Source organism: Octadecabacter dasysiphoniae (genome assembly GCF_021532615.1).
Taxonomy (GTDB): Bacteria; Pseudomonadota; Alphaproteobacteria; order Rhodobacterales; family Rhodobacteraceae; genus Octadecabacter; species Octadecabacter dasysiphoniae.
Map to the genome: position 1 here is coordinate 308235 of NZ_JAKGAQ010000003.1, position 12623 is coordinate 320857.

15 protein-coding genes are annotated in these 12623 nt (G+C 57.6%); 1 reads left to right on the top strand and 14 read right to left on the bottom strand.

Going from position 1 to position 12623, the window contains the following annotated elements:
- Positions 1-23: 23 nt before the first annotated feature.
- The 12 genes from L0664_RS13875 to pyrC form a co-directional block, all read right to left on the bottom strand.
- The gene (locus tag L0664_RS13875; RefSeq protein ID WP_235226482.1) at positions 24-959 is read right to left on the bottom strand and encodes an alpha/beta hydrolase; all 936 of its coding nucleotides are present in this window, start codon (positions 957-959) and stop codon (positions 24-26) included.
- Positions 956-1408 (bottom strand): paraquat-inducible protein A, encoded by a 453-nt coding sequence (locus L0664_RS13880; RefSeq protein WP_235226483.1) that lies wholly within the window; start codon positions 1406-1408, stop codon positions 956-958. Before L0664_RS13880 ends, L0664_RS13875 begins: the two co-directional genes overlap by 4 nt.
- Before the next feature lie 57 nt (positions 1409-1465).
- A complete protein-coding gene (locus L0664_RS13885; RefSeq protein WP_235226484.1) occupies positions 1466-2104 on the bottom strand; it encodes a hypothetical protein in 639 nt (212 codons plus the stop codon).
- Positions 2105-2107: 3 nt separating this feature from the next.
- A complete protein-coding gene (locus L0664_RS13890; protein ID WP_235226485.1) occupies positions 2108-2866 on the bottom strand; it encodes a DNA repair protein in 759 nt (252 codons plus the stop codon).
- Between the two features lie 359 nt (positions 2867-3225).
- Entirely contained in the window at positions 3226-3609 is a 384-nt protein-coding gene (locus tag L0664_RS13895) for a hypothetical protein (RefSeq protein WP_235226486.1), read from the bottom strand.
- A gap of 21 nt (positions 3610-3630) precedes the next feature.
- The gene (locus L0664_RS13900; RefSeq protein WP_235226487.1) at positions 3631-3813 is read right to left on the bottom strand and encodes a hypothetical protein; all 183 of its coding nucleotides are present in this window, start codon (positions 3811-3813) and stop codon (positions 3631-3633) included.
- A gap of 19 nt (positions 3814-3832) precedes the next feature.
- Positions 3833-4579, bottom strand: a complete 747-nt coding sequence (locus tag L0664_RS13905; protein ID WP_235226488.1) for an ABC transporter ATP-binding protein — start codon at positions 4577-4579, stop codon at positions 3833-3835.
- Complete coding sequence (locus L0664_RS13910; protein WP_235226489.1) at positions 4576-5349, bottom strand: MlaE family ABC transporter permease; 774 nt, start codon at positions 5347-5349, stop codon at positions 4576-4578. Before L0664_RS13910 ends, L0664_RS13905 begins: the two co-directional genes overlap by 4 nt.
- Positions 5346-6383 (bottom strand): alanine racemase, encoded by a 1038-nt coding sequence (alr, locus tag L0664_RS13915; protein ID WP_235226490.1) that lies wholly within the window; start codon positions 6381-6383, stop codon positions 5346-5348. Before alr ends, L0664_RS13910 begins: the two co-directional genes overlap by 4 nt.
- A gap of 42 nt (positions 6384-6425) precedes the next feature.
- Positions 6426-7913 carry a replicative DNA helicase gene (locus L0664_RS13920; protein ID WP_235226491.1) on the bottom strand — a complete coding sequence of 496 codons (1488 nt, stop codon included), beginning with the start codon at positions 7911-7913 and terminating at the stop codon, positions 6426-6428.
- 201 nt (positions 7914-8114) lie between these two features.
- Positions 8115-8789, bottom strand: coding sequence for an orotate phosphoribosyltransferase (locus L0664_RS13925; protein ID WP_235226492.1), 675 nt, complete (start codon positions 8787-8789; stop codon positions 8115-8117).
- Between the two features lie 55 nt (positions 8790-8844).
- Positions 8845-9894 (bottom strand): dihydroorotase, encoded by a 1050-nt coding sequence (gene pyrC / locus L0664_RS13930; protein WP_235226493.1) that lies wholly within the window; start codon positions 9892-9894, stop codon positions 8845-8847.
- A gap of 106 nt (positions 9895-10000) precedes the next feature.
- Here pyrC and L0664_RS13935 point away from each other — a divergent pair, with 106 nt between their 5' ends.
- On the top strand, positions 10001-10282 hold the full coding sequence (locus L0664_RS13935) for a hypothetical protein (RefSeq protein ID WP_235226494.1): 282 nt from the start codon (positions 10001-10003) through the stop codon (positions 10280-10282).
- Here L0664_RS13935 and L0664_RS13940 read toward each other — a convergent pair.
- A complete protein-coding gene (locus L0664_RS13940; RefSeq protein WP_235226495.1) occupies positions 10279-11217 on the bottom strand; it encodes a hypothetical protein in 939 nt (312 codons plus the stop codon). The two genes, L0664_RS13935 and L0664_RS13940, sit on opposite strands and share 4 nt — an antisense overlap.
- 97 nt (positions 11218-11314) lie before the next feature.
- Complete coding sequence (locus tag L0664_RS13945; protein ID WP_235226496.1) at positions 11315-12535, bottom strand: acyl-CoA dehydrogenase; 1221 nt, start codon at positions 12533-12535, stop codon at positions 11315-11317.
- Positions 12536-12623 lie beyond the last annotated feature (88 nt).

Below are 12623 nucleotides of genomic sequence, written 5' to 3' on the forward strand. Positions count from 1 at the left end.
TCGCCCGTTTCGCAAGGGGCGGTTTACGTGGACAGTTCGCGCAAGAACTGCAGCACCGTGGGCGATGTCAGCGCGACAAGGTGCGAATTGCCAGCGTCTTGGATGCCAGACAGGTCCACGACCCGAAAACCCTGTGCTTCGTATTTATCGACATTGGCAGCAGCGCCGACGCGGTTTGTGGATTGCGATACGAGGGCAGAGACCCGCAGCGCGGGGTCATTCCCCGAAACCACCAGAAGCGCATTTTTCGGCAGGGGCGATATGTCGGCGACTTGCGTGTCAAACACGTCGGGCGCGATGTCAGGTTGCAACAAGACAAGACTATCAAGGACAACGGGGCGGTTTTGCAAACGCATCCGCACCAGGGCCTCCATGGCCAAAAGACAGCCCAAAGAATGGGCGATCACAGTCACGGGGCCGCCCCAGATGCGGCCCAATCGCAGGAACAATTCCTCGAGCGATGTGCGCGCCTGAAGGGCGCTGTCGCGGTCAAACAGGTAGCCGCGTGTGGTGGCCGCGGACGGCCAGACAAATGACATTTGCGGGCCACGCAGCCCCGTGTCTTGCACCATTTGCGCCTGACGATAGACGGCTTCGGCGGCGGTGTTGTTGAAACCGTGGACCCAGATCACAAGCGGATCACGCCCAGCAGGGCCAAGGGCGCGTTTCAATTCAGCGTCACTGGATAATTGGCGTTCGCGTATCAGCGCGAAGGCATCGGCGCCCTTTACGGGCACATCGCCGGGCGCGCGGTTTCGTGGAACGGCAATGTCGAGGTCATAAAAATTCACCCCTTCGATCCGTTCACTTGATTGGGGCGACGCGCGGTTGGTGGCCATCAAGATGGGCTGCATATCAAACGCTGTGCTCGCCAAGGGGGGCGTGAACTGGCCCCGCGCCATGCAGCCCGACATCAGCGCCGCAGCGCTTGTCGCCAAAAAGGCGCGCCGCTGCATCATTGTGATGTCATTCTAACGTGGCGCGCCGTGAGGATTGAGATAACGATCGAAGCCACAACGCAGCCCGTGAACAAATACAGCCCCCAACCGCCTTCGACGGTGACGCGGCCCGCGCCTTTGACGACGACCACATACAGCGCGATGAGGAAAATATCGGCCATCGCCAATTTGCCAAGATAGCCGAGCACAGGCAGAACCTTGTCTTTCAACAAATCAAAATGCACCAGCGCCAGCCCGATGGTTTTCAGATAGGGCGCAAAAATCGCAAAGGCCGTGACGACAAGGGCGAGAAATACATCGCTGCCCCAAAGGCTTTGCAGGCCCGAAATGACCGAGATCTCGTCCATGCCAAAAAAGGGAAGTAACGCGGCACGCAGCAAGGGCGCGAACCATGCGATGGGAAACAGGATCAAAAGGGAAATGTTGGCGATGCGCAGGGCGTTTAGCATAGGGGCGTCCTTTGGGTGTTGACCCTATTTGGCCATGCTAAAGCGATGCCGCAAGACTTAGTCGTCACCGCACGGAATACGATCCGCCGTTTGTGTCCCCAGCACACGGTCCAGAAAACCCGCCCCATCGCGTACCGTCTGTTCCACACCGTCTGAAATACGGGCATCCGCCTGCGCACACAGCTTTTCCGCCAATGTGGCCTCGTGGCGTTCGGATGAAAATGCGCTGATGATGCCGACGACCAGCACAAGCAGAACCAGCCCTGCGACGATGCGCGACGAATGGATCGTGGGGGTTGTCTGGATCGGGCCTGTGTCCTTTGGCGTTACCGGGCGGTCCGGTTCAAAGGCGTGGCGCGTGTTGTCGGGGACATAATTGGCCTTGTCCAATTCACGCATCGCAATGCCGACCAGCAGCAAGACCATGGCCCCCACAACGATCTGCCATTGAAATATGGGTGTCAGGGCGGGGGTGTAAAACGCCGGAACCATGGCGCGAATAATCCCGAACAGCAGATAGGCCCCCATCGAAATGGACAACCAAGCGCCAAAATTGCGCATGGCTTCGAAATGGTTCACTAGCCAGGTCTGGGATAAGATAAGCCCGATGGTGCGGATGATCAGGCGGATAATGCCGTACAGAAGTCGAACAAACAGTTCGAAAATCCCAGCGAATATGTCCCCGATTCCGTCCAAAGGTTATTCTGCGGCGGGTTTTTGGGGCAGGGGCACGATGTCTGCGCTTTCTTTGCCCAACGTGTATCCAAGGGCCGGCAAAGTCGCCTCTAGCTGTTCTTCAAGCTGGGACAGTTGGGATGCAACGACGCTTTCCTCAAGCTCGACCTGCTGGGACCATTTGCGAATGTCGCGTAGGGCGTGGTGGGCTTCGACGATCAGCTGCTGCTGACGCTCTGCTTCTTCCTGACGCTGCTTCAGGAATGTTTTGGCGCGGACGACTTTTTCATCGTTGTAAATATCGGACAATTCGCGTGACTGGTGTGACATCTGCGCAGCCAGTTCCAGAACAGCGGGTTCCAGCGAATCCAGATCAGGGTGATCACGCAAATACGCGAGGCGTTCGCGCACGGCATCAAATTCAGAACTCATGGTGAACACACCGGCGCGATCCGCCGTATGGCACAGGTGATACGCGCGCGCGACATCTTCCATGCTGAGTTTGAAATTCCGATGAGAGCGTTCAAGCGACATGATGCGCCCCGCGCTGGGCATGAAGAAAAACAAAGACGCGAGGATTATCGTGACAACAATCTGGGTCATCATTCCCGCATTCGGGATGAAGATATCGCCAAAGGTCGCCGTAAACGTGAGCCAAGGGACAAAGCCAAAGGAAGAGGCCGCAGTGTAGGCAATCGCGCTGAGCCCGATCACAGCGATCAGAACCATGGAAACAAAATGCAAAACACGGTGGCCACGTGCCACCAAAGAACGATCAGACACGAATAACCCCCCAGGCGTTGATGTCTTAAATATGGTTAAAGTATCTTAGGCGGGATGTTGCCGACGATATAGGGGAATTTTGAGAAACCCCAATCATGGGCACAATTATCAGAACAATATCATGGTATTGGCGGGACTATCCCCAAAACAGGTGGTTATCATCGCTTGTATGCGCTGCCCAAGCACCAGTGCAATTTCACGATGTGGTGGACATGGTTCCCGAAACTGCGCACATTTGGGCATCGCTACCTTTGGTGGGGGGCGGCGTGCCGAACAAGACAACCCACCGATTCGCCCGATAGCACAAAGCCCCCGCAGCGCCGGAGGGATCATTGACGAAAGTCGGGTGTCGCAGCGCCCTACAAACCGAAGTTTGTGTTCGACAACTCATACGCCCAAAAGAGCGCACCGCCGAGTGCCATGATCCCGATTATTGCTGCAGCGATCGGCGCACCACGATCTGGCAAAGGCATCAACAAGGCAGCTGTGCCTAGCGTCGCGATGGTACCGATTGCGCCCAGAACGACGACGAAACCCGGTTCAAGAATAATGGGCGAAATGGGCAAAACACTTGCGATGACTGCCAACGCCGCGCCGCTTATCGGCAGGCTGGCGATTGTCCATATCACCAGCTTGGCGCGTTTCGGGCGGACGTCGCGCAGCATCCAGGCAGAGCTGAAAAACATCACTGCAGCGAGCGGGGGACCGAGGTAAACCACTGCAATAACAACGAAAATGTCCACGTCATACCCTTCCAGAAAAGATCAGTATGACCAGTCGGCCTGACCCAAAGCATAGATGTACGCGCTAACCAAACCGACCACGCCAACAATGACAATCAGGCTGATGATTACAATGACCCGCGCCCACCGCTTGTCGTGTTTCCATCCCTGCACAGTAAGGAAGGCCAGAACGGCGGCGATGATAAACAGTAATATACCGAGCATGAGGGGCCTTTCGGGCGGATTATCGCACGGCTTCAATCGGGCCGGTCGCGCGACCATGGATAAATTGATCGACATAAGGATCGCCAGACGTGTCCATATCGGCCACGGCCCCCGTCCAGCGGATTTTACCCGCATGGAGCATCGCGATTTTGTCGGCAATGGCGCGCACAGACGTCATGTCGTGGGTGATCGTGATCGCGGTGGCGCCCATTTCTGTAACGATCTCGCGGATTAGATCATTGATGACGCCCGCCATGATCGGATCGAGGCCGGTTGTGGGTTCGTCAAAAAAGATAATCTCGGGCTCAGCGGCAATCGCGCGGGCAAGGCCGACACGTTTTTGCATACCGCCCGATAGTTCCGCCGGAAGGCGGTCAGCAACGTCGCCCGTCAGGCCAACGCGGCGCAGTTTTTCAATCGCTATGGCGCGGGCTTCGTCTTTTGGTTTCTTCAAAGACCCACGCAAAAGCCGGAACGCGACGTTTTGCCAGACGGGCAAGGAGTCAAATAAGGCTGCCCCCTGAAACAACATCCCGAACCGCGCCAAAAACGCATCACGGTCACCTTTGTTGACGTCTTTTCCGTCCACGGTGATTGTGCCGCTATCCGGTTGAACAAGGCCCAGTACAGATTTGATAAGTACGGACTTTCCGGTGCCGGACCCACCGATCACGACCATGCTTTCGCCCTTTGGGACGTGCAAATCAACGCCGCGCAGGACGGCATTGGTGCCAAAGGTCTTATGAACTGCGCTAAGGTCGATCATGCTGAGAAAAACGCCTCTGTCAGAAGGAAATTCGCAGCGAGGATCAGGATGGCGGCAGCGACGACGCTGGATTTGGTAGCGCGCCCCACACCCATCGCACCGCGTTCGGAATTCATCCCATAATAACACCCCATCAGCGCGGCGATGAACCCGAACACCGCCCCTTTGACGAGGCTGGAGATGATATCAAGACGGGTCAGAAAATCGGCGGTGTTTTGCAAATAGGCGGCAGCATTAAAATCAAGCCGTTCTGTGCTGACCAAAAACCCACCATAAATGCCGATGATGTCGCCAACGGCCACAAGAATTGGCATGACCAGCGTCGCGGCCAAGACGCGGGGCAGGGTCAGATATTTCATCGGGTGCGTGGACAGAGTGACGAGGGCATCGATTTGCTCTGTCACCTTCATTGTCGCAATTTCAGCTGCGATGGATGAAGTGACACGCGCCGCAATCATCAGACCGACCAGCACCGGGCCAAGTTCGCGCACCATGCCGATGGCGACGATTTGGGGCACCACAGCTTCGGCACTGAAACGCGCACCCCCTGAATAAATTTGTAGGGCCAGCGCGCCGCCCGTGAAGAACGCCGTCAGGCCAACAACGGGGAGGGAGAAATAGCCGATCTGGATCAAGGCATTCCCAAATTCCCGACCGAAAAACGGTGGGCGAACCAGATGGCTGAGGGTTTGCCCCGTGAACAAGGCAAGCCTGCCGATCGCGGCTAAAAGCCCAAGAGCGCTCGCGCCAATGGATGCAAGTGCATTCATCCGCCAGCGTACCGACGGGCATAGCGCGGGCCCAAAGACGTCAAAATTTCATACCCGATCGTGCCAGCACGCGCGGCCAATGCATCCACGGTCTGATCCGACCCAAGAATTGATAGAACACCGGGCAACTCCGGCAGGTCCGTGACGTCGGCGGTGATCAGATCCATCGACACGCGCCCGACCAGCGGCACGGCCTGTCCGCCATGATAAAGATTGGCACCACCCGATAGGGCGCGCAGCAAACCATCCGCATAACCGCCCGAAAGTGTTGCAATTTTTGATGGCCGTTTGGCCGTCCAGGCATTGGCATACCCAACGGTTTCGCCCTCTTCGACATCGCGCACCTGAATGACAGGCAGGTCAAGATAGGCAACCGGCTGGGCATCCGCAAAGGGCATGCCGCCATACAGGCCAACACCCGGGCGGGTGAGGTCAAAGTGGTATTCAGGGCCAAGCAAAATACCACCGGTCGCGGCCAAGGATCGCGGCACGCTGATCCCGTCTGTCATCAGATGGAACTGGTCCAGCTGTTGGCGGTTCATCGGATGGTCGGGGTCACCCGCGCAGGCAAGATGCGACATCACGAGGCGGCAGTTCTGTGCCAGCGCAATTTCAGCCACGCTCGCCCATTCGCCGATTTCAAGGCCCAGACGGTTCATGCCAGTATCAAGCTGCACACCAAAGGGGTGTTCGGGCAGCGCCTCAAGGTGGCGGGTCAGCTGGCCGACGGTGTTGACCATCGGGGTCAGCATCATATCGCCAATCATATCCGTATCACCGCGCATGTGGCCCGCAAAAACGCAGATTTCCACATTGGGGCCAAGGGCTTGGCGCAGTTCTGCGCCTTCTTCGGCGACGGCCACAAAGAAGCGTTTGACGCCTGCTTTGGCCAATGCGCGGCCCACTTTGCCCGCGCCCAATCCGTATCCGTCTGCCTTAACGACAGCGCAGGTTTCCACGTCTGTCATCGCATCCAGCGCGCGCCAATTCGTGGCGAGCGCATCTAAATCAACTGAAAGAAAACCTGTGCTCATGCGCGTGTTGTGCCACCGCGCACGGGGCGCGGCAAGCAGCCTTTAATATTCGTCTTCTACGTTGCGCTGCCATTCCTTGGCGAGGTTGCCAAAGCGGGTGAATTCCGGCGTGAACGACAGTTCAACCGTGCCGATGGGGCCGTGGCGCTGTTTGCCAATAATAACTTCGGCCTTGCCGAACTGGCTGGACATTTTTTCCTGCCACGCGGCCATCGCCTCAAGGTTTGAATCCTCGGGTTTTTCGCGCTCGGTGTAGTATTCGCCGCGATAAACGAACATGACGACGTCGGCATCCTGCTCAATCGAGCCGGATTCACGAAGGTCGGACAATTGCGGGCGTTTGTCTTCGCGGTTTTCCACCTGACGCGACAGCTGGGACAGCGCGATGACGGGAATTTGGAGTTCTTTCGCGATGGCCTTTAACCCCATCGAAATCTCACCGATCTCTTGTACGCGGTTTTCAGACGTGCCGCGCACCAGCTGCAGGTAATCGACAATCAGCAGGTCCAAACCGTGGGTTCGTTTGAGGCGACGCGCGCGGGCAGACAGTTGGCTGATCGGGATCGCCGCCGTGTCATCGATATAAAGCGGGCAGGCCTCTAGCTGTTTGGCAGCGTCCACAAAACGGCGAAATTCGCCTTCGGTCATGTCACCTTGGCGGATTTTATGGCTGGAAATTTCAGAAGCTTCGGCAAGGATACGCCCCGCGAGCTGTTCTGCCGACATCTCAAGGCTGAAAAAACCGACAACGCCGCCGTCGACCGCGCCCTCGGACCCGTCCTGCATTTTGCCCTTTTTATAGGCCTTCGCCACGTTATAGGCGATGTTCGTTGCCAGCGATGTTTTGCCCATGGACGGACGCCCGGCGAGGATCAGGAGGTCAGATTTGTGCAAACCACCAAGTTTGCCATCCAGATCGATCAGGTCCGTCGCAACGCCCGCAAGGCCACCATCACGCTGATAGGCCGAGTTCGCGACGTTCACCGCATCGGTCACAGCCTTGAGGAAGGACTGGAACCCGCCTTCGGTGCTACCCTGTTCGGCCAGTTTGTAAAGCATCTGCTCGGCTTCGACGATTTGTTCTTTCGGCTCGCTGTCAACGCTGACCGATTTGGCCTTCGCGGCGATGTCTTGGCCGACGGTGATCAGCTCACGCCGCACGGCAAGGTCATAGATCATCTGCGCATAGTCACGCGCGGCGAAGGCAGAAATCGCGGCCCCGGCCAGACGCGCAAGGTAGGCAGGGCCGCCAAGCTCTTTCAGGCCTTCGTCGTCCTCAAGAAACGCCTTGAGCGTGACAGGCGAGGCGAGGTTGTTTTTTGCGATCCGTGCCGCTGCGACTTCAAAAATACGGGCGTGCACCGGGTCATAGAAATGTTCTGGCTGAACGATTGACGCGACACGATCAAAGATATCGTTATTGGTCAGGATCGCACCCAAAAGCTGCTGCTCGGCTTCGATGGAATGGGGGGAGGTATCGACATTGGCCTCAGACGTGCCTGATGCATTGAATGTTGAAATCTCGTTCATTGCCCTGTCCCTCAAGCCGTTCACTACAGCGCCCCACCGCTCACAGGGTCATACAAAGTAGGGCCGCAGGGCGCAAATTGTATAAAGCTGTGGATAGGATGTGAACGTCATCATGCCACAAAATACGGCCCGCGCCTAGGGCGCGAACCGCTACATGTGGTGCGCACCAAAGGTCGCGCGACGTTAAGTAAATTTAAACATTTATGCGTGAGCCGCTGACCATCCGGCTGGATCGCGCAAGTAGGCTTCGACTTCGGTCAGTGTATCGGCGTCAAAGGATTCGGAGGCTTTCGCCTCTTCCAGCACGTCCCACCAAGTACACAGGTGCAGCAATTGCACACCGTGATCTGCCAGCGTTTGCTCAACCCCTTCAAAGATGCCGTAAAAGAAAATGACAGCGGTGGCTGAGCAGGTCGCGCCCGTTTCGCGAATGGCGTCCACGAAAGACAGCTTTGATCCACCGTCCGTCGTGAGGTCTTCGACCAACAACACACGCTGGCCCTCGGTCATCACGCCCTCAATCCGCGCGTTGCGGCCGTAGCCTTTGGGTTTTTTGCGCACGTAGGTCATCGGCAGCGCAAGGCGTTCGGCCATCAATGCGCCAAAAGGAATACCAGCCGTTTCACCGCCCGCGACGTTGTCAAACGCCTCAAACCCGGCCTCGCGCATTGTCGTGACAGCCAGAAAATCCATCAACGTGGACCGGATGCGCGGAAACGAAATCAGCTTGCGACAATCAACATATGTCGGGGCTTTCTTGCCGGACGCATGGGTAAACGGTTCAGCCGCGTTGAAATCAATCGCGCCAATTTCGATCAACATACGGGCAGTCAAACGCGCGATTTCGGCTTTGTCGGGAAAAGAGGTGGGTATCATGGGTCGGTCCTACATTCATCTAGGCAGAAAAACTCCCGCCGGAGGCACGTTTCAATTACGCGACCCGCCAATGGAGCGGGAAGCCGGGGTCAAACACTGTGACGGGTCCGTCCGCGGTGTCGACGTGGTCGGGATAGATCGCAGGTTCGCCTTTGATCAACGTGATGGTGTCTTCGTTTGGCGCCAGCCCGTAATAACGAGGGCCCGCAAGCGATGTGAAGTTTTCTAGCTTATCCATGGCACCCGCCGCATCGAACACCTCTGCAAGGCACGACATGGTGTTGATGGCCGTGAAACATCCCGCGCAACCGCAGGGCAGTAGTTTGTTGGCGTCGGTGTGGGGCGCTGAGTCCGTCCCGAGGAAAAACCGCTTATCGCCAGAAATCGCGGCGGCGACTAATGCGATGCGGTGCTTTTCACGTTTGGCGACGGGTAGGCAGTAATAATGCGGTTTGATCCCACCCGCGAGGATGTGATTGCGGTTGATAATAAGGTGGTGCGTCGTGATCGTCGCCGCGAGGTTGGACCGGCTGTCGCGCACGTAATCCACCGCGTTCTCGGTCGTCACGTGTTCCATGATAACCTTCAGGTCGGGGACCTTCTTGCGGATCGGTTTCAGCACCTTGTCGATGAACACCGCTTCGCGATCAAAGATATCGATGTTCGGGTCGGTGACTTCGCCGTGCACACACAAGGGCAGGCCAATGTCGGCCATACGTTCGAGAACGGGGCGCACTTTGTCAAAGTCCGACACACCGGACGCGGAATTGGTCGTCGCGCCTGCGGGGTAGAGTTTGACGGCCGTGATGATGTTGTCTTCATACGCGCGCGCGAGGTCGTCAGGGTCTGTATCTTCGGTCAGATAGCACGTCATCAAGGGCTGAAAGTCAGACCCTTCGGGCAGGGCGGCCAGGATGCGGTCACGGTAGGCGCCAGCTTGGGCACCCGTGATCACGGGCGGAATAAGGTTCGGCATAATAATGGCGCGGGCGAAATGCGCGGCCGAAAGGGGCGTCACAGCCTCCATCATCGCGCCGTCGCGCAAATGCAGGTGCCAATCATCAGGGCGGCGAATTGTTATACGATCTGGGCTTTGCTTGGGCATAACGCCCATTACACCGCTCAAGGGGAACTGACCAGAGGGTTCCCCTTGCCAAGTGTGCAGCGGTTTGTCAGTTCACTGGCATCAAGACCTTGAGAGGAATACGACTATGTTTGGTTTTTTGATTGCCGTTGCAGCAGGTGCCGCGACGCCGATGTTGGAAGGCCCGCTCGCGCGGCCATTGGCGCAGGCGATGGGCGACAACGTTGAAATTGCTGACGGTGAATTGCGCACGCTGAGCTTTATGATCGCGATGATCATCGCGGGTATTCTATGTGCGCTGTTCAGCAGCGGGTCTGCCCTTGGCCTCGCGGTTGGTGGGGCGCTGGGTTACTTCGGGATGCGCCTGTTGCGTTGGTTGCAGCGCATTGTTGAGGGCAAACGCACCTAAAGGCTGACGCCGCGTGCCTCAAGTTCGGCAAGCTTTTTGGCGAACAGGGGGCGTTTTCCGCCATCGCTGACATGGCGACACAGCCGCGCCAGAAGGCGGTCATGGTCGTCGTGCGCGTCTAAACGATGCATCAAAGTGCGCAGGTACGGCAAATGGGCGCGCCGTGCGCGCCATAGGGTCGCGTAGCTGGCAGGGGTCAGATCGCCCGTCATGGCCTGTTCAATCAATTCGGGCAAGACATCCATCGCCATCAGGTGGCGCTGTGCGTCGGGCCCAAGGTAGGGGCAGGTCATATGGGTTGTGTTTGGTCCGTCAAACAAAGACGCGTGCATGGCATCTTCGATCACGGACGGATCGTGCAGCACGAAGACGGATTCGGCGGTTTCCACCATCATTGGCGCAAATCCGAAACGGGTTGTGAAATCAAGGCGGCGGGCCTCGGGGTGGCGGCGATCCCAGCGCGCGCGGGCGGGATCAAGCGTTGCATGTGGCTGGATCACCAGCACGTTGGTTTCAGGGGCGGCCACCGAAAACGCCGCCGCTGCGTAGGCCGCACTGCCCGCGCCATAAAACAGAATCTGATCGAAATCATCAAAGAACCCGTCATCGATCATGCGATCAAAATACCCGTAAACTGCTGGGTGGCGGAACCAATCCACTTCAGCATCTGCAAGCAACGTCAAGCTGGACCAACCGTGGCTTTGCACAAAGCCCCAGCCCAGTGGTGCCGCGCCGTCGTTCATCCGGCGCACGCTCGCTATGCTTTCAAAGGTGACAAGCAGGGTGCGACCCGCATCCACCAAAAGGGCCGAATGATTAGGCCCCAGCGGTTCGGCGTACCCGAATTCTTCTGCGATATCCTCAATCCGCGCCATCCAGGCTGTGCGGTCAAGGCCGTTAAGATCATAATCGAAGGCGGCGGCGGTATCTTTCATACGTTATACTCGTTCATCATGTGGTCCCACTCACCGGCGTGGGGGATAGGGGCGCATTGGGGCACAATTGCGCGGGGGGTAAGGCGTTTCTGGGCCATCAGAAAAACGCCTGAAGACCTGTTTGCGCACGACCAAGGATCAGCGCGTGCACATCGTGCGTGCCTTCATAGGTGTTGACCGTTTCCAGATTCACCATGTGGCGCATAATATGAAATTCATCCGAAATACCGTTGCCGCCGTGCATGTCGCGGGATGCGCGCGCCACGTCCAGCGCTTTGCCGCAGTTGTTGCGTTTCATCAGGCTGATCATTTCAGGCGCTGCGGTGCCGGCCTCCAACAGGCGGCCAAGTTGAAGCGCAGAGTGCAGGCCCAGCGTGATTTCAGTTTGCATATCGGCCAGTTTTTTCTGGAACAGCTGTGTTTGCGCCAGTGGTTTGCCGAACTGTTTGCGATCAAGCCCGTAGGTGCGCGCCGCGTGCCAGCAGAATTCCGCCGCGCCCATGACGCCCCACGCAATGCCGTAGCGCGCGCGGTTCAGACACCCGAACGGCCCCTTGAGGCCCTGAACATTTGGCAACAGCGCATCTTCGCCGACCTCAACACCGTCCATCACAATTTCGCCCGTTACGGACGCGCGCAGGGACAGTTTTCCAGCGATTTTGGGCGCACTCAGCCCCTTCATTCCTTTTTCGAGTATGAACCCGCGGATTTTACCGCCGTGGTCTTCGGATTTGGCCCAGACCACAAACACGTCAGCAATTGGCGCATTGGAAATCCACATCTTCGCGCCAGAGATTTTGTACCCCGTCGCGGTTTTCACGGCCTTGGTTTTCATTCCAGCCGGGTCGGACCCGGCGTCGGGTTCTGTCAGGCCAAAACAACCGATCAGGTCGCCCGCCGCCAAACCGGGCAGGTATTTCTGGCGCTGGGCCTCTGATCCGTAGGCGTGGATCGGGTACATCACCAAGGATGACTGCACCGACATCATGGAACGGTATCCGCTGTCCACACGTTCAACTTCGCGCGCAACAAGGCCGTAGGTCACATAACCCGCGCCAAGTCCGCCGTATTCTTCGGGGATCGTGAGGCCCAACAGGCCCGCGTCGCCCATTTCTTTGAAAATGCCTGCATCAACCGCTTCTTCGCGGTAGGCGTCGCGCACTTTGGGTTGCAGCGTAGATTGCGCAAAATCGCGTGCCGCGTCGCGCAACATGCGTTCATCTTCGCTTAGGCTGTCTTCAAGGCGCAGCGCATCGGACCAGTCAAAGGCGGCCAGATCAGGGCCAAAGCCCGATTTAATCGGTGACGACTCGTTCATTCCAGACCCCCATTTATGTTCCCTTAACTTAGCTTGAACAGACGCGCCGGACAATGCGTGCCTTGACCTAAGGGGTTTCACATGCAGC

Excerpts from the sequence above, each read along its gene's own strand:
- L0664_RS13875 (WP_235226482.1), bottom strand. The coding sequence starts at position 959 with ATGATGCAGCGGCGCGCCTTTTTGGCGACAAGCGCTGCGGCGCTGATG.
- L0664_RS13880 (WP_235226483.1), bottom strand. The coding sequence starts at position 1,408 with ATGCTAAACGCCCTGCGCATCGCCAACATTTCCCTTTTGATCCTGTTT.
- L0664_RS13900 (WP_235226487.1), bottom strand. The coding sequence starts at position 3,813 with ATGCTCGGTATATTACTGTTTATCATCGCCGCCGTTCTGGCCTTCCTT.
- L0664_RS13905 (WP_235226488.1), bottom strand. The coding sequence starts at position 4,579 with ATGATCGACCTTAGCGCAGTTCATAAGACCTTTGGCACCAATGCCGTC.
- L0664_RS13910 (WP_235226489.1), bottom strand. The coding sequence starts at position 5,349 with ATGAATGCACTTGCATCCATTGGCGCGAGCGCTCTTGGGCTTTTAGCC.
- alr (WP_235226490.1), bottom strand. The coding sequence starts at position 6,383 with ATGAGCACAGGTTTTCTTTCAGTTGATTTAGATGCGCTCGCCACGAAT.
- L0664_RS13920 (WP_235226491.1), bottom strand. The coding sequence starts at position 7,913 with ATGAACGAGATTTCAACATTCAATGCATCAGGCACGTCTGAGGCCAAT.
- L0664_RS13925 (WP_235226492.1), bottom strand. The coding sequence starts at position 8,789 with ATGATACCCACCTCTTTTCCCGACAAAGCCGAAATCGCGCGTTTGACT.
- pyrC (WP_235226493.1), bottom strand. The coding sequence starts at position 9,894 with ATGCCCAAGCAAAGCCCAGATCGTATAACAATTCGCCGCCCTGATGAT.
- L0664_RS13935 (WP_235226494.1), top strand. The coding sequence starts at position 10,001 with ATGTTTGGTTTTTTGATTGCCGTTGCAGCAGGTGCCGCGACGCCGATG.
- L0664_RS13940 (WP_235226495.1), bottom strand. The coding sequence starts at position 11,217 with ATGAAAGATACCGCCGCCGCCTTCGATTATGATCTTAACGGCCTTGAC.
- L0664_RS13945 (WP_235226496.1), bottom strand. The coding sequence starts at position 12,535 with ATGAACGAGTCGTCACCGATTAAATCGGGCTTTGGCCCTGATCTGGCC.